24 protein-coding genes are annotated in these 19,466 nt (G+C 65.9%); 19 read left to right on the forward strand and 5 right to left on the reverse strand.

The genetic code is table 11. The features are described from left to right. Positions 1-5 precede the first annotated feature (5 nt). From ccoP to ccoN, 4 genes are read right to left on the reverse strand one after another with little or no spacing between them, the layout of a single operon-like run. On the reverse strand, positions 6-881 hold the full coding sequence (gene ccoP / locus U1E69_RS02425) for a cytochrome-c oxidase, cbb3-type subunit III (protein ID WP_322242504.1): 876 nt from the start codon (positions 879-881) through the stop codon (positions 6-8). Between the two features lie 2 nt (positions 882-883). Beyond that, positions 884-1,081, reverse strand: coding sequence for a cbb3-type cytochrome c oxidase subunit 3 (locus tag U1E69_RS02430; RefSeq protein WP_322242505.1), 198 nt, complete (start codon positions 1,079-1,081; stop codon positions 884-886). 10 nt (positions 1,082-1,091) lie between these two features. After that, a complete protein-coding gene (ccoO, locus tag U1E69_RS02435; protein WP_322242506.1) occupies positions 1,092-1,835 on the reverse strand; it encodes a cytochrome-c oxidase, cbb3-type subunit II in 744 nt (247 codons plus the stop codon). 12 nt (positions 1,836-1,847) lie between these two features. Continuing rightward, entirely contained in the window at positions 1,848-3,446 is a 1,599-nt protein-coding gene (gene ccoN, locus U1E69_RS02440; RefSeq protein WP_322242507.1) for a cytochrome-c oxidase, cbb3-type subunit I, read from the reverse strand. A 212-nt stretch (positions 3,447-3,658) separates the two neighbouring features. Here ccoN and U1E69_RS02445 point away from each other — a divergent pair, with 212 nt between their 5' ends. After that, positions 3,659-4,504 carry a universal stress protein gene (locus U1E69_RS02445; protein WP_322242512.1) on the forward strand — a complete coding sequence of 282 codons (846 nt, stop codon included), beginning with the start codon at positions 3,659-3,661 and terminating at the stop codon, positions 4,502-4,504. An 86-nt stretch (positions 4,505-4,590) separates the two neighbouring features. Here the strand turns inward: U1E69_RS02445 and U1E69_RS02450 are convergent, their stop codons facing one another. Beyond that, on the reverse strand, positions 4,591-4,965 hold the full coding sequence (locus tag U1E69_RS02450; RefSeq protein WP_322242515.1) for a MerR family DNA-binding transcriptional regulator: 375 nt from the start codon (positions 4,963-4,965) through the stop codon (positions 4,591-4,593). A 130-nt stretch (positions 4,966-5,095) separates the two neighbouring features. On the opposite strand from U1E69_RS02450, the gene U1E69_RS02455 reads away from it, so the two are divergent. The 18 genes from U1E69_RS02455 to U1E69_RS02540 all read left to right on the forward strand — a co-directional run. After that, a complete protein-coding gene (locus U1E69_RS02455; protein ID WP_322242517.1) occupies positions 5,096-5,518 on the forward strand; it encodes a PaaI family thioesterase in 423 nt (140 codons plus the stop codon). After that, positions 5,515-6,009, forward strand: coding sequence for a PaaI family thioesterase (locus U1E69_RS02460; RefSeq protein WP_322242520.1), 495 nt, complete (start codon positions 5,515-5,517; stop codon positions 6,007-6,009). Before U1E69_RS02455 ends, U1E69_RS02460 begins: the two co-directional genes overlap by 4 nt. Positions 6,010-6,029: 20 nt before the next feature. Beyond that, a complete protein-coding gene (locus U1E69_RS02465) occupies positions 6,030-7,316 on the forward strand; it encodes an MATE family efflux transporter (RefSeq protein WP_322242553.1) in 1,287 nt (428 codons plus the stop codon). 51 nt (positions 7,317-7,367) lie between these two features. After that, positions 7,368-7,823 (forward strand): universal stress protein, encoded by a 456-nt coding sequence (locus U1E69_RS02470; protein WP_322242522.1) that lies wholly within the window; start codon positions 7,368-7,370, stop codon positions 7,821-7,823. 115 nt (positions 7,824-7,938) lie between these two features. Beyond that, on the forward strand, positions 7,939-9,582 hold the full coding sequence (locus U1E69_RS02475; protein WP_322242524.1) for a phosphoethanolamine--lipid A transferase: 1,644 nt from the start codon (positions 7,939-7,941) through the stop codon (positions 9,580-9,582). Positions 9,583-9,585: 3 nt separating this feature from the next. Beyond that, the gene (locus U1E69_RS02480; RefSeq protein ID WP_322242526.1) at positions 9,586-9,957 is read left to right on the forward strand and encodes a diacylglycerol kinase; all 372 of its coding nucleotides are present in this window, start codon (positions 9,586-9,588) and stop codon (positions 9,955-9,957) included. Between the two features lie 107 nt (positions 9,958-10,064). Continuing rightward, the gene (locus U1E69_RS02485; protein ID WP_322242528.1) at positions 10,065-10,214 is read left to right on the forward strand and encodes a hypothetical protein; all 150 of its coding nucleotides are present in this window, start codon (positions 10,065-10,067) and stop codon (positions 10,212-10,214) included. 128 nt (positions 10,215-10,342) lie between these two features. After that, complete coding sequence (locus tag U1E69_RS02490; RefSeq protein WP_322242530.1) at positions 10,343-10,906, forward strand: NifU family protein; 564 nt, start codon at positions 10,343-10,345, stop codon at positions 10,904-10,906. Positions 10,907-10,996: 90 nt separating this feature from the next. Beyond that, on the forward strand, positions 10,997-11,608 hold the full coding sequence (gene tsaB, locus U1E69_RS02495; RefSeq protein WP_322242556.1) for a tRNA (adenosine(37)-N6)-threonylcarbamoyltransferase complex dimerization subunit type 1 TsaB: 612 nt from the start codon (positions 10,997-10,999) through the stop codon (positions 11,606-11,608). Further along, positions 11,605-12,036 carry a ribosomal protein S18-alanine N-acetyltransferase gene (rimI, locus tag U1E69_RS02500; protein WP_322242531.1) on the forward strand — a complete coding sequence of 144 codons (432 nt, stop codon included), beginning with the start codon at positions 11,605-11,607 and terminating at the stop codon, positions 12,034-12,036. Before tsaB ends, rimI begins: the two co-directional genes overlap by 4 nt. A 154-nt stretch (positions 12,037-12,190) precedes the next feature. After that, positions 12,191-13,186: a BMP family ABC transporter substrate-binding protein gene (locus U1E69_RS02505; protein WP_322242534.1), complete on the forward strand. Its 996-nt coding sequence runs from the start codon at positions 12,191-12,193 to the stop codon at positions 13,184-13,186. Positions 13,187-13,306: 120 nt separating this feature from the next. Continuing rightward, positions 13,307-14,851 (forward strand): ABC transporter ATP-binding protein, encoded by a 1,545-nt coding sequence (locus U1E69_RS02510; protein WP_322242536.1) that lies wholly within the window; start codon positions 13,307-13,309, stop codon positions 14,849-14,851. Continuing rightward, complete coding sequence (locus U1E69_RS02515) at positions 14,851-15,951, forward strand: ABC transporter permease (protein ID WP_322242538.1); 1,101 nt, start codon at positions 14,851-14,853, stop codon at positions 15,949-15,951. Before U1E69_RS02510 ends, U1E69_RS02515 begins: the two co-directional genes overlap by 1 nt. Next, entirely contained in the window at positions 15,951-16,919 is a 969-nt protein-coding gene (locus U1E69_RS02520) for an ABC transporter permease (RefSeq protein WP_322242541.1), read from the forward strand. Before U1E69_RS02515 ends, U1E69_RS02520 begins: the two co-directional genes overlap by 1 nt. Positions 16,920-16,922: 3 nt before the next feature. Further along, the gene (locus U1E69_RS02525) at positions 16,923-17,288 is read left to right on the forward strand and encodes a hypothetical protein (protein ID WP_322242544.1); all 366 of its coding nucleotides are present in this window, start codon (positions 16,923-16,925) and stop codon (positions 17,286-17,288) included. Positions 17,289-17,292: 4 nt separating this feature from the next. Continuing rightward, on the forward strand, positions 17,293-18,096 hold the full coding sequence (locus U1E69_RS02530; RefSeq protein ID WP_322242547.1) for a purine-nucleoside phosphorylase: 804 nt from the start codon (positions 17,293-17,295) through the stop codon (positions 18,094-18,096). A gap of 99 nt (positions 18,097-18,195) precedes the next feature. Next, positions 18,196-19,116 (forward strand): sulfite exporter TauE/SafE family protein, encoded by a 921-nt coding sequence (locus U1E69_RS02535; RefSeq protein ID WP_322242549.1) that lies wholly within the window; start codon positions 18,196-18,198, stop codon positions 19,114-19,116. Further along, positions 19,113-19,466 (forward strand): TIGR02186 family protein (locus U1E69_RS02540; protein ID WP_322242551.1); only part of this gene is annotated, 354 nt, incomplete at its 3' end. The genes U1E69_RS02535 and U1E69_RS02540, both read left to right, overlap by 4 nt.

Raw genomic sequence — 19,466 nt, forward strand, 5'->3', positions numbered from 1 at the left:
AGGGATCACTCCCCGCCACCGCGGCTGTGGACATAGAAGGCCACAGCGCGGATTTCGTCTTCGGACAGACGCTCGTTCCAGTTCGGCATCACGCCGAACCGGGCCTTCGTCACAGTCTCGATGATCTTTTCCCGCGACCCGCCATAGAGCCAGATCGCGTCCGTCAGCCGGGGCGCGCCTTGCGTGCGGTCGCCCGAGCCGTCTTCCATATGGCAGGCGGCACAGTTCTCGGCGAAAAGCGTCGCGCCTTCGGTTGCCAGGGCCGCGTCGTGGTCCTGCCCCGAAATCGCCAGCACATGTTCCGTCACCTGAGCAATCTGGGTTTCGTCCAGAATGCCGTCCAGACCGAACTTGGGCATTTCCGAATAGCGGGCGTCCGGGTCGGTTGTGTTGCGGATGCCGTGGGTGATGGTCAGGTGGATATCCTCCATCGTGCCACCCCAAAGCCAGTCGTCGTCCAGCAAGTTCGGATAGCCCTTGCCCTCGAACCCGGCAGCGCCCGATCCGTGGCAGGTGGTGCAGTTGGTGCGGAAGACGGCCGCGCCAGCGCGTTCGGCAAAGCCCGCAAGCTCGGGGTCGGCACCGATGGCGGTCAGGTCGGCGGCGACCAGCTTGTCCTTGATGGCCGCATTGGCCGCATCGACGGCGGCAATCTCGACCGCGACATCGGCGCGGGTCGAGGCCCCCAGAAGGCCCGGGGTTGCCTGCGTGATCAGGGGCCAGGCCGGATAGGCGATGGTATAGCCGATGCCCCAGACGATCGTGGCGTAGAACACCCAGACCCACCAGCGCGGCAGCGGGTTGTTCAACTCCTCGATCCCGTCCCAGCTGTGGCCGGTCGTTTCCACCTGCCGCTGTTCTTTCTTGATTGGCTTGGCCATGTTCAGGCCTCCTTACGCGGTTGGGCAGGGTCATCCGCCGCAGGACGGTCGTCGTTGCGGAAGATCGAGGTGGCGACCTCCTGGTGCATCGCGCGGGACCCCGGGCGGAAGGCCCAGACGCACAGCGCCAGGAAGCCCACGGTCATCGCCAGCAGGAACCAGCTGTCAGCCAGGTGGCGCAGGAAGGAATAGGTTTCCATCTTTGTCCCCTTACCGGTTCGCCACGGGCGTGTAGGTCGAGAAGTCGACCATCGTGCCCAGGACCTGCATGTAGGCGATCAGCGCGTCCATCTCGGTCAGTTCGGGCTGGCCGTCGAAATTGCGCACGTTGACCGGGGTGCCGAAGGCGGCTTCGCCATAGCGTTCCTCCAGCCCCGAGCTGTCGCCCAGGGGATCGGCCTGCGCGGTGAAGTCGGCCAGCGCGTTTTCCACCATCGCGTCGTCATAGGGGACGCCCGTCATCCGGTTGGTGGCGACCACGTCCTGGATGTACTTCCCGTCGATGATCGCGTTGGCCAGGAAGCCATAGGGCGGCATCACCGATTCCGGCACCACGGACTTCGCGTTGGTGAAGTGGTCCTGATGCCATTCGTCCGAATACCGGCCGCCGACGCGGGCCAGATCGGGCCCGGTCCGCTTGGACCCCCACTGGAACGGCCGGTCATACATCGACTCGGCTGCCAGCGAGTAGTGGCCGTAGCGTTCAACCTCGTCCCGCATCGGGCGGATCATCTGGCTGTGGCAGCCATAGCAGCCCTCACGGACGTAGATGCTGCGCCCGGCCAGTTCCAAGGGCGTGTAGGGGCGGACCCCTTCCACCTTCTCGATGGTGTTCTCCAGGTAGAACAGGGGCACGATCTGCACGATACCGCCGATGGTCACGACCAGAAGGCTGAGGATCATCAGAAGCGTCGCGTTGGTCTCGATGACCTTGTGTTTGTCAAGAATTCCCATTGTCCCGTTTCCTTATTCTGCCGGAACGGCGGAGTTCTGGGTGACGCGTGCGGGTTGCGCACGGACGGTCATCCAGAGGTTCCAGCACATGATCAATGCCCCGCCCAGGAACATCAGCCCGCCCAGCGCCCGCACCACATACATCGGGTACTTCGCGGCCACGGTGTCGGCGAAGGCGTTCACAAGGAACCCGTTCGCATCGACTTCACGCCACATCAGGCCTTCCATGATGCCCGTGACCCACATGGCCGAGGCGTAAAGGACGATCCCGATGGTCGCGAGCCAGAAGTGCCAGCTGACAAGTTTGAGGGAGTAGAGCCCCTCGCGGTTCCACAGGCGCGGCACGAGGTAGTAAAGGACGCCGAAGGTGATCATGCCGTTCCAGCCCAAGGCGCCGGAATGGACGTGACCGATGGTCCAATCGGTGTAGTGCGACAGCGAGTTCACGGCCTTGATCGACATCATCGGGCCTTCGAAGGTCGACCTGCCGTAAAAGCCGATACTGACGACCATCATCCGGATGATCGGATCGGTGCGCAGCTTGTCCCAGGCACCCGACAGGGTCATCAGCCCGTTGATCATGCCACCCCAGCTGGGCATCCACAGGATCACCGAGAAGACCATGCCAAGGGTCGAGGCCCAATCGGGAAGTGCCGTGTAGTGCAGGTGGTGCGGACCGGCCCAGATATACAGGAAGATCAAGGCCCAGAAGTGGATGATCGACAGCTTGTAGCTGAAGACCGGGCGTTCAGCCTGCTTGGGGACGAAGTAGTACATCATCCCCAGGAAGCCTGCAGTCAGGAAGAAGCCCACGGCGTTGTGGCCGTACCACCACTGCACCATCGCGTCCTGCACGCCGGCGTAAAGCTGGACCTGGGCCGAGCCGAAGATCGAAACCGGGATCGCGGCGTTGTTCACCAGGTGCAGCATCGCGACGGTCAGGATCATCGACAGAAGGAACCAGTTCGCCACGTAGATGTGGGGCTCTTTCCGCTTGAAGAGAGTGCCCATGAAGACGATCAGGAAGGCGACCCAGACCACGGTGATCAGGATATCGACGTACCAGACGGGTTCGGCGTATTCCTTGCCCTGGGTGGCGCCAAGGACATAGCCCGTCGCGGCCAGGACGATGACCAGCTGCCAGCCCCAGAAGACGAACCAGCCCAGGGACCCGCCGAACAGGCGCGCGGCCGAGGTGCGCTGGACGATGTAGAAGGACGACATGATCAGCGCGTTGCCGCCAAAGGCGAAGATCACCGCGCTGGTGTGCAGGGGCCGCAGGCGACCGAAGTTGCCGTAGCCCTGCAGGAACTCGAAGTTCAGCTGCGGCCAGGCCAGCTGGCTGGCGATGACCAGCCCGACCAGAAAGCCCACGGCACCCCAGAAGGCGGTCGCAATCGCTCCGGCGCGGATGACGCTGTCGAAATATTCGTGCTGCACGTTGGGCTTGGGATCGCCCGCAGTCCGCAGCACCCACAGAAAGGCGATGCCCGCGGCAAGCATCACGGTAATCGCGTTGACCTGGTAAGCCAGGTCATGGGCGTAGTTGGCCGCGATCGCGGCACAGACCGCGACGAGGCCTAGCCCTGCCAGTTTCAAGTAATCCCACATGGTTGCGTCCCTTCGTCCTGTCCTCGTGCGCTTCGCCCTTCCGCATTGATTCGGGGCAGCGAGCGCACTTTTCGGCAGGATGACTTCTGCAGTGCAGCGGGGTCTGCCGCCTTGATCTGGGTCAATCAGGGGTTTGCGCGGCATTGACCTCTGTCAAGGCGACGTGGCCAGGATGCGCCATGATGGGCCATCACCTTAAAGGGAGACCCATCATGGCCTACAAATCGCTTCTGACCATCGCCGCCTCGCCCGAAGGCGTGCCGGCCACCGTCACTGCGGCCGCGCAGCTTGCACAGGCGATGGACGCGCACCTTGATGCGCTGGCGGTCGGGGTGGACCGGACGCAGATCGGCTATTCCTATGTGGGTTCGGGCGCGGTGGTGATCGCCGCGGCGATGGACCGGGCCGAGGCAGAGGCACGCGAAGCCGAAGCCGCACTGAACGCCGCCATCGGCGCGCAGACACCCTCGCTGCGCTCCTCGGTCGAATCGGTGGTCACCCAGCTGGGCGCACTGACCGATGTGGTGGCCACCCGGGCGCGTTATTCCGATCTGGTGGTCCTGCCCCTGCCCTACGGCAAGTCGCGCGGGGTCGAGGATGAGGCGATGACCGAGGCCGCCCTGTTCGAAGGCATGGCGCCGGTGCTGATCGTGCCGCCGTCCGGCATGCGGACGGCCGTTCCGAAGCGGATCATCGTCGCCTGGAACCAAAGCCGCGAGGCGCTGGTCGCCGCCCGCCGCGCGATGCCGTTCCTGAAGCGGGCCGAACTGGTGCAGATCGTCGTCGTCGATCCACCCGCCCACGGGCCAGAGCGGTCTGACCCCGGCGGCCTCCTTTGCCAGCTTCTGGTCCGGCATGGCGTCAAGGCCGAGGTCTCGGTCCTGGCGCGGACTCTGCCACGGGTGTCCGAGGTCCTGGCCCGGCAGGTGCGCGACGTCGATGCCGAGCTTCTGGTGATGGGGGCTTACGGCCACAGCCGCTTCCGCGAGGCGATCCTGGGCGGGGCGACGCGCGACATGCTGGAACGCGCGGACGTGCCGGTCTTCCTGGCGCACTGATATCTGGCGCGGCTCGTCGTCGACTTCGTCGCTCCTCGCGGGGTACACCTGCGACGAGAAGACGAAGTCGCACGAGGAGCCGCCCGCTAAAGCTTGTCCAGTTCCGCCACCGCAGTCTCGCGCAGGGCGCGCAGGTCGGCGATCGAGGCGTCCAGTTCCGCCTTCTGCTTGTCCAGTGCCTGAAGCTGGCGATCGGCCAGTTGCAGCCAGGCTTCCAGCTGCGGGCGTTCGCCCTTCTTGCCGTAGATCAGCAGCCACTGGCGGATTTCCTCCAGGCTGAACCCGAAGCGGCGGCCGCGCAGGATCAGCTTCATCCGCGCCACTTCACGCGGGCCATAGAACCGGGCACGGCCTTCCTTTTCGGGGGCCAGCAGCTCGATATATTCGTAGTACCGCAAGGTGCGCGGCGTCACGTCGAACCTGGCGCACATCTCCTTGAAGCTGAGGCGAGTATCGGTCATGCGCAGCTCCTTTCGCGGGACAGCCTAGGATCACACCTGGCCTGGCGCAACCACGAGGTGTCCCGGGGGGTTGCCTTCCCCGGGATGCAGCGGTTTGATGCGTGCCCGCAGGTCCCCCGGGGAAGGCTTCATGTCCGACATCACCACCATCGCCCGCCAGTTCATCCAGGCCCTGCCCCACAGCCACGCGCTGGGGATGCAGCTTGACGCCATTGGCGAGGGCACGGCCACCATCGCCATGCCCTATGACGAAAGGCTGATCGGCGATCCGGCGACGGGGGTGATCCACGGCGGCGCGGTGTCGGCGCTGATGGACACCGCCTGCGGGGCCGCCGTCATGAGCCATCCGCAGGCGGGGTTTTCCACCGCGACGCTGGACCTGCGCATCGACTACATGCGCCCGGCCACGGCCGGCCAGACGATCCGGGCCACGGCGGAATGCCATCACGTCACCCGCTCGGTCGCCTTCGTGCGGGCCGTGGCCACGGATGACGACACCAGCCGCCCGGTGGCGATGGCCACGGGTGCCTTCACGGTGGAGCGCAAGGGATGAAGTCGCCCGAGCCGGTCCATGTCATCAAGCGGCGGCGCGAGGCGCTGCTGCGCAGTCTGGTCGACGGGGTGCCCTATATCCGCTATCTGGGCGTTCAGTTCGACCGGCGCGGGGACGAGCTGACGGCGGTCCTGCCGTTCCGCGACGACCTGATCGGCAACCCGCGCCTACCCGCCCTGCATGGCGGCGCGACGGCGGCCTTCCTGGAAATCGCCGCGATGATCGAGCTGTCGTGGAGCACTTTGTGGGAGGGCGTCGAGGCAGACGGTGCGCTGCCCGACGGGCCGCTGCGGCTGCCGAAGACCATCGACTTCACCATCGACTATCTGCGCGCCGGTCTGCCCCGTGACGCCTACGCGCGCGCACGGGTCAACCGGTCGGGGCGGCGCTATGCCTCGGTGCATGTCGAGGCCTGGCAGGACAACCGCGCGCGGCTTTTCGCGCAGGCGACGGGGCACTTCCTGATGCCGCCGGTCGAGCCGAAACCGTGACCGAGGTCACCCACGGCCGCATGCTGCGGATCGCGGGGCCGATTGTCCTGTCCAACGTCACGGTGCCCTTGCTGGGGGCCGTCGACACGGCGGTCATAGGCCAGCTGGGCGACCCTGCCAGCCTGGGGGCCGTGGGCATTGGCGCGGTGATCCTGGCGACACTGTACTGGGCGTTCGGCTTCCTGCGGATGTCGACCTCGGGCCTTGCCGCGCAGGCGCATGGCGCGGGGGACGCAGTCGAGCGGACAGCGGTCCTGATCCGCGCGCTGCTGATCGGCGCGGCGGCGGGGCTGGTGCTGGTGCTTGCGCAGGTGGCGCTGTTCGGGGCCGCGTTCTGGGTGGCCCCGGCCTCGGACGCGGTAGAGGCTCTGGCGCGGGAGTATCTGCAGATCCGGATCTGGGGCGCGCCTGCCACCATCGCGCTTTACGCGCTGACCGGCTGGCTGGTGGGGCTGGGGCGGACGCAGGGGGTGCTGATCCTGCAGCTGTGGCAGAATGGGCTGAACATTGGCCTCGACCTGTGGTTCGTGCTGGGGCTCGGCTGGGGCGTGCCAGGGGTCGCCTTTGCCACCTTGATCGCCGAATGGACCGGGGTTCTTCTGGCGCTGTGGCTGGCGCGCGATGCCTTGGGTGCCGCGCTGCGCCCGGCTTTGGCGCGGCTTGTGGACCGGGTGGCGCTGCGGCTGATGTTCTCGGCCAGCCGGGACATCATGGCGCGGACGGTCCTTCTGCAGCTGAGCTTCACCAGCTTCGTCTTTCTGGGTGCGCGCTTCGGCGACGTGACCCTGGCGGCCAATCAGGTCCTGATGCAGTTCCTGGAGATCACCGCCTATGCGCTGGACGGTTTCGCCTTTGCCGCCGAGGCGCTGGTCGGCCAGGCCATCGGCGCGCGGTCCGTGGCGCAGACCAGGGCGGCGGGGAGGATCTGCATGCAGTGGGGCTTCTGGGGCGCAGCGGGGTTGGCGCTGGTCTTCGCCGTGACCGGCCCGGGGATCATCGACCTGATGACCACCTCTCCCGAGGTGCGCGAGATGGCGCGGAGCTACCTGCCCTGGCTGGTCGCCGCGCCCCTGATCGGGGTGGCGGCCTGGATCTACGACGGAATTTTCATCGGCGCACTTCTGACCGGGGACATGCTGCGCGCGATGCTTCTGTCGGTGGCGGTCTACGTTGCGGCGCTGGCGGTGCTGGTGCCTCTGGGCGGTAACCACGGGCTTTGGGCCTCGCTCATGGTGCTGAACGCGGTGCGCACAGTGACGCTGTGGCGGAAGTATCCGAAAATCCTTGCAAGGGCGGGCGTCGCGTAAGGCTTGCCTTCCCCCCATCGCCCGGGCGATTATGCGCCAAAGGGGAGAAACATGCGGAAATTCCTGGTCGTGCTGGACGACAGCCGCGAATGCCTGAACGCGATGCGCTTTGCCGCCTTGCGCGCGGCCCATACCGGGGGCGGGGTGACAATCCTGTCCATCGTCCCGCCGGACGAGTTTCAGACCTGGGTCGGCGTGGCCGATCTGATGCGGGCCGAAGCGCGGGAACGGATCGAGGCGCATTTCGAGGTCTTCGCCAAGTGGATGCGCGACAAGCAGGGGGTGAACCCCGAGCTGGTGATCCGCGAGGGTGATCCGGTGGCGGAAATCCTTGCGCTTGTGACCGAGGACTCTGAAATCGGCATCCTTGTCCTGGGGGCCGGGACCGACAAGTCGGGGCCGGGGCCGCTGGTGACAGCCCTTAGCCGCAATTCCGGCAACCTGCCGATCCCGGTGACCATCGTGCCGGGCGACATGTCGAAAGAGCGGCTGGAAAGCATCACCTGAACGACCACGCCCCGGCTGAGGCGTGGCGGTTTAAGCGCCCGCTTACAGCCAGATCGAAACGGAACACCTATGTGAACATCGTGGCCCTGCGAGGCCTCGCTTCCCTGGACATCCTATGCCCCTTCCCGACACGGCGACTGTCGCCAATCGTCCGACGCTTTCCGCCTTTGCCCTGAACGCTCTGGTCGCCACCTACCTGATGGCGCTGTGCAACGCGACCTTCTGGGGCCATCTGTTCCGCATCTTCGACGGCCGCACCGTGACCGCGCTGGTCTTCGCCGGGGCAGTCTGGGCGCTGATGCTGCTGGTGATCTCGCTCCTGGCGGTGCGAAAGCTGCAAAGGCCGGTGCTGGTGGCTCTGCTGATCACGGCGGCGGTGACGTCCTATTATGTCGACGTGCTGGGCGTCGTGGTCGACCGCGACATGATCCAGAACGCGATGACGACGACCTTTGCGGAATCAAAGCACCTGATCACGCTGCACTTCCTGGGCCACGTCGCGCTTTACGGCGTGCTGCCGGCGCTTCTGGTCCTGTGGGTCCGCATCCGCCGCGCTGCGGTCGGGCGGGCGCTGGTGGGTTACGGCCTGGTCACCGCGCTGTCGGCGGCTTTGCTGGTCGGCCTTCTGTTCACCAATCTCAAGGCCTATTCCACCGTCCTGCGCGCCGACAAGGAGCTGATGGGATCGGTCCAGCCACTGGCGCCGATGGGCGGGGCGTTGCGCTATGCCAGGATGATGTTCAAGTCGACCCAGATCGTCGTTCAACCCACCGGCCGCGACGCCGGGACCGGGCCTTACCTTGCCAAGGCCGACAAGCCGGTCCTGATGGTCATCGTCGCGGGCGAAACGGGCCGGGCGCAGAACTGGTCGCTGGGCGGCTACGGGCGCGACACCAACCCCGAACTGGCCAAGCGCGACATCGTCTACTACCCGAACGCCACCAGCTGCGGCACGGCGACGGCAACCTCGCTGCCCTGCATGTTCTCGCCGCTGACGCGAGACCAGTATTCGTATGAAGGCGGTCTGGGAAACGAGAACCTCCTGGACGTGCTGATGCACGCCGGATTCAAGGTCGAATGGTGGGAGAACAACACCGGTGACAAGAACGTCGGTGACCGTTTGCCGGTGCGCCCGCGCGTGATGACCGCCGCGGACGGGGCCGAGTTCTGCTTTCCCGAATGCATCGACGGCGTCTTCCTGAAAAGCCTGCAGGAGAAGGCGGACACGATCACCGAAAACACCGTGATTGTCCTGCACCAGATCGGCAGCCACGGCCCAAGCTACTGGCTGCGCTACCCGGCCGACCGCGAGATCTTCAGCCCCGCCTGCAAGACGCCCGAACTGACCGACTGTTCAAGCGAAGAGATCGTCAACGCCTATGACAACACCATCGCCTATACCGACTGGTTCCTGGCGCAGGTGATCGACGTCCTTGACGCCTCGGACCGGGTGATCCCGGCGATGTACTATGTCTCGGACCACGGCGAGTCCCTGGGCGAGGGCGGGCTCTACCTGCACGGCACACCCTACTTCATGGCGCCCGAGTATCAGACGCGGGTTCCGATGGTGATCTGGATGTCCGAGCGGTTCCGTGACAGTCTTGCCGTCGATGCTGAGTGTCTGAAGGCGGCGGCGGCTCAGCCGGTCAGCCATGACAACATGTTCTCGACGGTGCTGGGGATGGTGGATGTGACGACGACGGCCAAGGACGATGCGCTGGACCTTGCCGGGTCCTGCCGCCAGGTCACGACGGGCTGACGGATGACCGTGCAGGAAAAACCTCCGCGCAAGTCGGGCGTGGCGCATTTCTTCGCGGCGGCGGGCTATTCGCTGGGCGGCTTGCAGCGCCTGTCGCGGGAAAGCGCCTTCCGGCAGGAAGTGGCACTGGTCGCGGGGCTTTTGGTGCTCTTCGTCGTTTTCGGTGCCTCGGTGCCGCAAGTGCTGGGCCTTGTCGCCATCGGCCTGGCGCTGATCGCGGTCGAGGCGCTGAACACCGCGCTGGAAGTCCTGGTCGATCACCTGTCGCCCGGCTGGTCGCAGTTCGCCAAGGAGGCCAAGGACCTTGGCTCGCTGGCCGTGGCCTGCACCATCGGGGCGATGCTGATCTATGCGGGCGTTGTCCTGGTCTGGTAGCCCATGCGGTGCGGGCATTGCCGCCATGCGGCGATGTGCGTTGGGGCGGGCGCGGGATTGGCCTATCTTGTCAGGCAGGGAGGAGCCTTCCGAAAGGCCCCAAGATCATGTCCATCCACCCGTTCCTGCCCCGCAAACCCGTTGCCGCGCCGTTGGAGCCGTATTTCTCGGCCGAGCCTGTCGCTCCGGCACCACACCTGCGCCCCTTGTCTGCGCTTGAGCAGATGTATGCCTACTGGGGGTCCGACCGGGTCTAGGCATCTAGGCCCGAGCGTAGGGTGGGCGATACCGCCCACCCTACCCCTGGTCCCGGTTTAGAACCGTTCCAGACTTGACGTTGGGCCAGCCAAGGCGCATATCCGAGTGGAATAGTCGGAGACTCCACATGTTCATCCAGACCGAATCCACGCCGAACCCCGCAACGCTGAAGTTCCTGCCCGGCCAGACCGTGCTGGAACTTGGCACCGCCGACTTTCCGTCAGCCGAGGCTGCGGCGAAATCCCCGCTGGCAAGCCGCATCTTCGCGGCAGGCGGTGTCACGGGCGTCTTCTTCGGCACCGATTTCGTCACCGTCACCAAGGCGGAAGCGGTCGACTGGGCACATATCAAGCCACAGATCCTGGGCGCGATCATGGAGCATTACCAGTCCGGTGCACCCGTGATCGAAGGTGAAGGCGCGACCGGCGGCGGCCATGCCGAGCATACCGGCGAGGATGGCGATATCGTGCGCCAGATCAAGGAACTTCTCGACACTCGCGTCCGGCCCGCCGTGGCGCAGGATGGTGGCGACATCACGTTCCACGGCTTTGACCGGGGCGTGGTCTACCTGCACATGCAGGGCGCTTGCGCAGGCTGCCCATCCTCGACCCTGACGCTGAAGATGGGGATCGAAAACCTTCTGCGGCACTACATTCCGGAAGTGCTTGAAGTGCGGCCCGTCGCGGCCTGATCTTCCGTGACGGCTCCTCGCTTCCCTTCGGTCGCTCCTCGCGGGGCGGCCAGCGACGAGAAGTCGAAGACGCACGAGGAGCGTGCGGTTCTGGCCTTCGACACCTCCGGACCGTTCTGTGCGGCAGCGCTGCTGCTGCCCGCCCCCCTGAACGCGTGCCGAATGATCCAGCGGCTGGAGCCGATGGAGAAGGGCCAGGCCGAACGACTTGTCCCGCTGCTGGAAGAGCTTCTGGCTGAAGGCGGGATTGGTTGGCCCGACCTCAGGGCGCTGGCCGTCGGCACGGGGCCGGGCAACTTCACCGGCGTCCGCATCTCGGTTGCCACCGCGCGTGGCCTGGCGCTGGGGCTGGGTATCCCCGCGATCGGAGTGACCCGGCTTGAGGCCCTGGCTTACGGACAGCCCCGCCCGCTTCGCGTGATCGAGGATGCGCGCCGGGGGGACGTCTACTTTCAGGACTTCACTGAAGCCGGTCCCGGTACGGCCAGGCTTGCTGCGGCAGACAGCGTCGAAGCAATGCCGAACGCGACCGGCAGCGCTGCCGGTCCAGCCGCGCTTCCCCCTGCCATGCCGCTTGTCGAGGCCATCGCCCGGATCGGGGCGACCCGCGCGCAGACACCGCAGCCCCGCCCCGCCCCCTTCTACCTGCGCGGCGCGGATGCCGCCCCGCCATCGGACCCGCCCCCGGTAATCCTGCCGTGACGCCCGAAGCCCTGGCCGCCCTGCACGCCCGCGCCTTCCGCACTCCCGCGCCGTGGAGCCCCGCCGACTTTGCCGGGCTTCTGGCCGATCCCCTCTGCTTCCTGCTGATCGAGGGCGACGCGGGTTTCCTGCTGGGACGCGCCGTCGCGGGCGAGGCCGAGCTTCTGACCATCGCCGTCGCCCCCGAAGCACGGCGTCGGGGGCTGGGCCGCAAGCTCGTCGCACGATTTCTTTACCAGGCGCAGCTTCGAGGGGCCGAGCGGGCCTTTCTGGAGGTCGCGGCGGACAACGCAGCCGCCATCGGGCTTTACGAATCAGCCGGCTTCGCCCCGGCGGGCCGCAGGCGCGGCTATTACCTGACGCCCGAGGGCCAGCGCATCGACGCCCTCGTCATGGCGCGCGAATTGGCAGCCGCGCCTTCGGGGTGAAAAAGTTTGACCAAAGGGTCAAGTTGCCGCACCGGCAAAGATAATCCCGCTTGACCCCCATGCGGGCTTTGCCCCTAATCAGCGGCAGGAACCGCCCGCGACCGGGAAACCGGCGGACAGGGCGTCACAGTGTTCGTCAACCGGGAGACTACCCATGAGCCTTATGAAATCCCTTGCCGGGGCAACCTGCGCATTCGCCCTGCTGTCGGGCGTCGCCGCAGCAGAGCCTGCGATCATCTTCGACCTTGGCGGCAAGTTCGACAAATCCTTCAACGAGGCCGCTTTCAACGGGGCAACCCGCTGGGCCGAGGAAACCGGCGGCACGTTCAAGGAACTGGAAATGCAGGACGAAGCCCAGCGCGAGCAGGCCCTGCGCCGTCTGGCCGAAGCCGGGTCCAACCCGGTCGTCATGACCGGCTTTGCGTTCGGCGACGTGCTGAACAAGGTCGCCCCCGACTTCCCCGACACCAAGTTCGCGATCATCGACATGGTCGTGGAACAGCCGAACGTGAAATCGGTCGTCTTCAACGAGCATGAAGGGTCCTACCTTGTCGGCATGATGGCTGGCCTTGCCACCAAGACCGGCACCGTCGGCTTCATCGGCGGCATGGACATCCCGCTGATCCGCAAGTTCGGCTGCGGCTATGCCCAGGGCGTCATGGCGGCCAAGCCCGACGCCAAGGTCGTGCTGAACATGACCGGGACGACTCCGGCCGCCTGGAACGACCCGGTCAAGGGCGCGGAACTGGCCAAGGGCCAGAAGGCGCAAGGCGCGGACGTGATCTACGCGGCGGCTGGCGGCACGGGCGTTGGCGTCCTGCAGGCTGCAGCCGACGAGGGGATCCTCTCGATCGGCGTCGACAGCAACCAGAACTACATGCACCCGGGCAAAGTCCTGACCTCGATGCTGAAGCGCGTCGACAACGCCGTCTACGAGGCCTTCAAGGAAGGCGAAGCGCTGACCCCCGGCATCAACGTCATGGGTCTGGCGAACGACGGCGTCGGCTATGCGATGGACGAGAACAACGCCTCGCTGGTCACGCCGGAAATGCAGGCTGCCGTCGATGCCGCGGCCGAGAAGATCAAGTCGGGCGAACTCGTGGTCCACGACTACATGTCCGACAACACCTGCCCTGCCGCCACGTTCTGATCGGCTGACAGCGTGACATGAAAGGTGCCGCGCCAGCCAACTGGCGCGGCACTTTGCAACCGGCACCCCGGACAAGCCGCATATCAAGTGGCAGGGGCCGTTGCCAACACGGGGGAAGATATGGCCGACGCTGCTTTCGCCATCGAGTTGAAGGGCATCTCCAAGGCCTTCGGCCCGGTGCAGGCGAACAAGGACATCAACATCGCGGTGCCGAAGGGCACGATCCACGGCATCATCGGCGAGAATGGCGCGGGCAAGTCCACGCTGATGTCGATCCTGTACGGGTTCTACAAGGCCGACGCGGGCCAGATCTTCGTCAACGGCAAGCTGACCGCCATCCCCGACAGCCAGAGCGCCATCCGCGCCGGTATCGGCATGGTCTTCCAGCATTTCAAGCTGGTGCAGAATTTTTCCGTGCTGGAAAACATCATCCTGGGGGTCGAGGACGGCCCGATGCTGAACGCCTCGCTGACGAAGGCGCGCAGGGAACTTGAACGCCTCGCCCGCGACTACGACCTGGAGGTCGACCCGGACGCGCTGATCGAGGACCTCTCGGTCGGCCACCAGCAGCGGGTGGAAATCCTGAAGGCGCTCTATCGTCAGGCCGACATCCTGATCCTGGACGAACCCACGGGCGTGCTGACGCCCGATGAGGCGGACCACCTGTTCCGCATCCTCAATGGCCTGAAAGATCAGGGGAAAACGGTGATCCTGATCACCCACAAACTGCGCGAGATCATGGAGGCCACGGACAACGTCAGCGTCATGCGGCGCGGGACGATGGTCGCCACGGTGAAAACCGCCGAGACCTCGCCCGAGCAGCTGGCCGAGTTGATGGTCGGCCGCAAGGTTCTCTTGGAGGTCGACAAGGGTGCGGCCAAGCCGGGTGATGTCGTGCTGTCCGTCCAGGACCTGCGCGTCCGCGACGAGCACAAGGTGGAACGGCTGAAGGGCGTCAGCTTTGACATCCGCGCGGGCGAGATCCTGGGGATTGCAGGCGTGGCGGGGAACGGGCAGTCCGAGCTTCTGGCGGCGTTGGGCGGGATGCAGGCGGCGACCGGCCAAGCCACGCTGAAAGGTGCGGTGCTGCCGCTGTCGGGTGCCGGGTCCGACGGCCAAAGCCGCCGCCGCGCAGGCATCGCCCATGTGCCCGAGGACCGGCACCACTATGGCCTGATCCTGGACTTCACCGCCTGGGAGAACGTGGCCTTCGGCTACTTCAACGAACCCGAATACCAGAAGAACGCGCTTTTCATGGACAACGACGCGATCCGGGCCGACACCGAAAGGAAGATGGCCAAGTTCGACGTCCGCCCGCCGATCCCGACGCTGGCGGCCAAGTCCTTCTCGGGCGGGAACCAGCAGAAGATCGTCGTCGCGCGCGAGATCGAACAGAACCCCGCCCTTCTGCTCATCGGCCAGCCCACGCGCGGTGTGGACATTGGTGCCATCGAGTTCATCCACAAACAGATCATCGCCCTGCGTGACGCCGGGGCCGCGATCCTGCTGGTCAGCGTCGAACTGGACGAGATCATGAGCCTCTCGGACCGCATCGCCGTGATGTTCGACGGCAAGCTGATGGGCTTCCGCGACCCGGAAACGACCAACGAACGCGAGCTGGGCCTGTTGATGGCCGGTGTGACCGGCAAAGGGGAGGCCGCCTGATGGACCGCTTGCCACGTTGGGCCGATGTCGCCCTTGTCCCCTTCGTCTCCTTGACGCTGGCCGCGATCATCTCGGCACTGGTCATCATCGCCATCGGGCAGGACCCGTGGGAGGCGATCACGGTAATGGTCCAGGGCAGCGTGATGAATGCCTATGGCTGGGGCTATACGCTGTATTACGCGACCAGCTTCATCTTCACCGGGTTGGCCGTCACGGTGGCCTTCCACGCGGGCCTGTTCAACATCGGCGGCGAGGGGCAGGCGCAGCTGGGCGGGCTTGGCGTGGCGATGGCGCTTCTGTTCATCCCCTGGCCGCACTGGACCATCGCGCTGGTGGCCGCGGCCTGCGGGGCGGCGCTGTTCGGCGCGGCCTGGGCGGCGATCCCGGCCTATCTGCAGGCCAAACGCGGCAGCCACATCGTGATCACCACGATCATGTTCAACTACATTGCCGCCAGCCTGATGATCTTCATGCTGGTCGACGTGCTGCGGCCCCCCGGCAAGATGGACCCGACCACGGCGAACTTTCCGCCCGCGACGCATCTGCCCAGCTTCAACGAGATCCCGGGCCTGAACCTGATCTTCACCAGCGGAGTGCCCGCCAACGTCACCTTCTTCATCGCTCTGGCGATGGCGGTGGTGGTCTGGCTTCTGCTCTGGCGGACCCGCCTTGGTTATCAGATCCGCGCATTCGGCAAGTCCGAACCGGCCGCGCGCTATGCCGGGATCAACCCGACGCGGATCATCATGATTGCCATGCTGATTTCGGGCGGCCTTGCCGGCATGATGGCGATCAACAACGTGATGGGCGAGGCAGAGCGGCTGCTGGGCAACTCGGCGTCCGGCGCGGGCTTCATCGGCATCGCGGTGGCGCTGATGGGGCGGAACCATCCGGTCGGCGTGGTGCTGGCGGCGCTTCTCTTCGGGTTCCTGTTCCAGGGTGGGGCCGAGCTGGGCCTCTGGACCAAGATCCCGATTGAACTGCGGACCGTGGTGCAGGGTCTGGTGATCCTGTTCACCGGGGCCCTGGACATGATGGTGCGGATGATTCTGATCCGCATCTTCGCCGTCTTCCGTGGTCGCAAGATGGAGGCCGCGTGATGGATTACGCAACGCTGCTGCAACTTCTCGATTCCACCCTGCGTCTGGCGACGCCCTTGCTGCTGGCCTGTCTGGCGGGGCTGTATTCGGAACGCTCGGGCGTCTTCGACATCGGGCTGGAAGGCAAGATGCTGGTCGCCGCAATGTGCGCCGGCGCGGTGGCCTTCTACACCGGCAATGCCTGGGTCGGAGCGCTGGCCGGGATCGCCGGATCGATGGTCTTTGCGTTGATCCACGGGGTGACCTCGATCACCTTCCGGGGCAACCAGCTGATCGCCGGGGTGGCGCTGAACTTCCTCGCCTCCGGCATGACGGTCCTGGTTGCGCAGTATCTCTTTGGCCAGGGCGGGCGCACCCCGCCGCTGACCGGAGAGGCTCGGTTCAACCCGATCGACCTGCCTTTCGCCGATGCGCTGAAGGATGTCCCTGTCGTGGGCGGCTTCTACCACGAGGTCATCTCGGGCCATTCGATCCTGGTCTATGCGGCCTTCGGCATCGTCGCCCTGACCTGGTGGGTCCTCTACCGCACCCGCTATGGCCTGCGCCTGCGCGCGGTGGGCGAGAACCCGGCGGCGGTGGACACGGCGGGGGTCAGCGTGGTGGGCCTGCGCTTTTCGGCGGTGATGGTCACGGGCGTTCTCTGCGGCCTGGCCGGGGCCTATATGGCGACCGCGCTGCAGGCGGGGTTCGGCAAGGAGATGACGGCGGGCCGCGGCTATATCGCGCTGGCGGCGCTGATCTTCGCCAAATGGCGGCCGGTCGCGGCGATGTGGGCCTGCCTGCTGTTCGGCTTCTTCCAGGCGCTGGCGACACGACCGGACATCGTGGAAAGGATCGTCCAGGTGAAGGTCCCCGTCTCGTTCATCGAGGCCCTGCCCTATATCCTGACCGTCCTGGTCCTGGCCGGCTTCGTCGGCAAGGCCATCCCGCCCCGCGCGGGTGGCGAGCCCTACGTCAAGGAACGCTGACGCATGAACCGGTTCACCCTGCTTCTTCTGGCATCCCTGGGGTCCCCAGCCACAGCTGAGACTCTGGCCGACCTGCGCACCGGGTTGACCGGACGCGAGGTTGTGGTCACCGGCCACATCGGTTCGGGCCTCGATCTCGGCGATGACGAGGCCCTGTCGTTCCGCGACGCCGAGGGCAATGTCTACCCGGTGATCTTCGATGCCGGACGCACGGCCCGCAAGGCGCTGGAGGGCTGCGAGTTTGCCATGTTCGGCGGGGGCTCGCCCTGCGCGATGGAGGGCAAGGCAGAACTGGAACTGGACGGCTCGCGGCTGCGCCTGATCATCTACGAAGTCGCCCGCATCGACCCACCCGCACCCTTGAAGTGAACCCATGACCGATACGACCAACCTTGCCGCCCTGATCCGTTCGCGCGCGGGGGATGCCCCGGTGGCCCTTGGCCTGATCCTTGGCTCGGGCCTTGGCCACCTTGCCCATGCCGTCGATGGTGTGGCGATCCCCTATGCCGATCTGCCGGGCTTTCCGCATGTTGGCGTCTCTGGCCACAACCCGAATCTTCACGTGGGCACGCTGGAGGGCGTCCGCGTCGCCGTTTTCGGCGCGCGCGAGCATTATTACGAAAGCGGGAACCCACGGGCGATGCTGCTGCCCCTGCAGGTGCTGAAGGCGCTGGGGGCCGAAAGCCTGATCCTGACCAATGCCGCGGGGTCGATGCGGCCCGACATTCCGCCGGGCAATGTCATGCTGTTGTCGGACCACATCAACTATTCCGGCCTGAACCCGCTGATCGGTGAAAAGACCGACGCCCGCTTTGTGCCGATGACCGATGCCCACGATCCCGCCATGCGTGCGGCCCTGAAGGCCGCGGCAAAGGCCCAGGGGATCGAGCTGCCCGAGGGCGTCTATTGCTGGTACTCCGGCCCGTCCTTCGAGACCCCGGCAGAGATCCGGATGCTCAAGCTTCTGGGCGGGGACGCGGTCGGCATGTCCACCGTGCCCGAGGTGATCCTGGCGCGCTTCCTTGGCCTGAAGGTCGCGGCGATTTCCACCATCACCAACATGGCCGCAGGCATGTCGGATGAGAAGATCAGCCACGAACACACCAAGGCGATGGCCCCCTTGGGTGCGGCAAAACTGGAACGGATTCTGCGGGAATTCCTGCGCTCACGGCAATGAGACGACGGGGCGTTTGACATCCCCGGCAAAGCCGCGCAACCCTTTGAACACACCGCCGCTTTCGCCCTCGCCCCGCCTCTCCGACCGATTGCCGCCCCGATGCAGCTTTATCTTCCTATCGCCGAGGTTTCGGTCAATGCCTTCCTCATCCTGGGGTTGGGCGGGATCGTGGGGTTCCTGTCGGGCATGTTCGGGGTTGGTGGCGGCTTTCTGATCACGCCCCTTCTGTTCTTCATCGGCGTCCCGCCGGCCGTGGCCGTGGCGACCGGGGCCAACCAGGTCGTCGCTTCGTCGATCTCGGGCGTGCTGGCGCAGCTTCGGCGCAAGGGCGTGGACTTCACGATGGGCGGGGTCCTGCTGGCGGGGGGCGTCGTCGGCTCGGCGCTGGGGGTCTGGGTCTTCGACATCATGACCCGGCTGGGGCAGATCGACCTTTTTGTCCAACTGTCCTACGTGATCTTCCTGGGGCTGATCGGCGCGATGATGTTCCAGGAAAGCGTCCGCAGCCTGTTGCGGTCGCGCAAACCGGGTGGCCCGCCGATCCGCCGGGCGCATGTCCATTCCTGGGTCCACGGCCTGCCCTTCAAGATGAAGTTCCGGGCAAGCGGGCTTTACATCAGCGTCATTCCCCCTGCGCTGATCGGGGCCGCAGTGGGCTTTCTGTCGGCGATCATGGGTGTCGGCGGCGGCTTCATCCTGGTCCCGGCGATGATCTACCTCTTGGGTATGCCCACCAAGGTCGTGATCGGCACTTCACTTTTCCAGATCATCTTCGTGACCGGCTTCACCACGGTCATGCATGCGGTGAACAGCCAGACCGTCGACATGATGCTGGCGCTGATCCTGATCCTTGGCGGCGTCGTCGGTGCGCAGATCGGCACGCGGGTCGGCGTCCGGCTCAAGGCCGAGCAGCTGCGCATCCTTCTGTCGCTCTTGGTCATGGCGGTCTCGATCCGCATTGCGGTCGATCTTCTGGTCCGGCCGTCCGAGCTTTACTCGGTTGCAGGAGTCCTGCCGTGATCCGCGCGCTTGCCCTGCTGCTGGCGCTTTCCCTTCCCGCCGTCGCGCAAGATGCGCCCGCCACGCAGGAAGTCATCGTCGCAGGGATGAGCCAGAACCGCGTCTCGATCACCGCCGATTTCGACGGGTCAGAAATCCTGATCTACGGCGCCGTCAAGCGCGACTCGCCGCCGCCCGAGGGCGGGCCGCTGGAGGTGATCGTGACGGTCGAGGGGCCCTCCAGCCCCGTTGCCGTGCGTCGCAAGGACCGGGTGGCGGGGATCTGGATCAACAACGCCTCGGTCCGGGTCGACAGCGCGCCCAGCTTCTACGCTGTCGCAACCACCGGGCCGCTGGACTACATCCTGTCG

The organism is Tabrizicola sp. (assembly GCF_034366665.1).
Taxonomy (GTDB): domain Bacteria; phylum Pseudomonadota; class Alphaproteobacteria; order Rhodobacterales; family Rhodobacteraceae; genus Tabrizicola.

Bases quoted from the DNA above. Each gene is read 5' to 3' on its own strand.
- ccoP (WP_322242504.1), bottom strand. From the start codon at position 881: ATGGCCAAGCCAATCAAGAAAGAACAGCGGCAGGTGGAAACGACCGGC.
- U1E69_RS02430 (WP_322242505.1), bottom strand. From the start codon at position 1,081: ATGGAAACCTATTCCTTCCTGCGCCACCTGGCTGACAGCTGGTTCCTG.
- ccoO (WP_322242506.1), bottom strand. From the start codon at position 1,835: ATGGGAATTCTTGACAAACACAAGGTCATCGAGACCAACGCGACGCTT.
- ccoN (WP_322242507.1), bottom strand. From the start codon at position 3,446: ATGTGGGATTACTTGAAACTGGCAGGGCTAGGCCTCGTCGCGGTCTGT.
- U1E69_RS02445 (WP_322242512.1), top strand. From the start codon at position 3,659: ATGGCCTACAAATCGCTTCTGACCATCGCCGCCTCGCCCGAAGGCGTG.
- U1E69_RS02450 (WP_322242515.1), bottom strand. From the start codon at position 4,965: ATGACCGATACTCGCCTCAGCTTCAAGGAGATGTGCGCCAGGTTCGAC.
- U1E69_RS02455 (WP_322242517.1), top strand. From the start codon at position 5,096: ATGTCCGACATCACCACCATCGCCCGCCAGTTCATCCAGGCCCTGCCC.
- U1E69_RS02460 (WP_322242520.1), top strand. From the start codon at position 5,515: ATGAAGTCGCCCGAGCCGGTCCATGTCATCAAGCGGCGGCGCGAGGCG.
- U1E69_RS02465 (WP_322242553.1), top strand. From the start codon at position 6,030: ATGCTGCGGATCGCGGGGCCGATTGTCCTGTCCAACGTCACGGTGCCC.
- U1E69_RS02470 (WP_322242522.1), top strand. From the start codon at position 7,368: ATGCGGAAATTCCTGGTCGTGCTGGACGACAGCCGCGAATGCCTGAAC.
- U1E69_RS02475 (WP_322242524.1), top strand. From the start codon at position 7,939: ATGCCCCTTCCCGACACGGCGACTGTCGCCAATCGTCCGACGCTTTCC.
- U1E69_RS02480 (WP_322242526.1), top strand. From the start codon at position 9,586: ATGACCGTGCAGGAAAAACCTCCGCGCAAGTCGGGCGTGGCGCATTTC.
- U1E69_RS02485 (WP_322242528.1), top strand. From the start codon at position 10,065: ATGTCCATCCACCCGTTCCTGCCCCGCAAACCCGTTGCCGCGCCGTTG.
- U1E69_RS02490 (WP_322242530.1), top strand. From the start codon at position 10,343: ATGTTCATCCAGACCGAATCCACGCCGAACCCCGCAACGCTGAAGTTC.
- U1E69_RS02505 (WP_322242534.1), top strand. From the start codon at position 12,191: ATGAGCCTTATGAAATCCCTTGCCGGGGCAACCTGCGCATTCGCCCTG.
- U1E69_RS02510 (WP_322242536.1), top strand. From the start codon at position 13,307: ATGGCCGACGCTGCTTTCGCCATCGAGTTGAAGGGCATCTCCAAGGCC.
- U1E69_RS02515 (WP_322242538.1), top strand. From the start codon at position 14,851: ATGGACCGCTTGCCACGTTGGGCCGATGTCGCCCTTGTCCCCTTCGTC.
- U1E69_RS02520 (WP_322242541.1), top strand. From the start codon at position 15,951: ATGGATTACGCAACGCTGCTGCAACTTCTCGATTCCACCCTGCGTCTG.
- U1E69_RS02525 (WP_322242544.1), top strand. From the start codon at position 16,923: ATGAACCGGTTCACCCTGCTTCTTCTGGCATCCCTGGGGTCCCCAGCC.
- U1E69_RS02530 (WP_322242547.1), top strand. From the start codon at position 17,293: ATGACCGATACGACCAACCTTGCCGCCCTGATCCGTTCGCGCGCGGGG.
- U1E69_RS02535 (WP_322242549.1), top strand. From the start codon at position 18,196: ATGCAGCTTTATCTTCCTATCGCCGAGGTTTCGGTCAATGCCTTCCTC.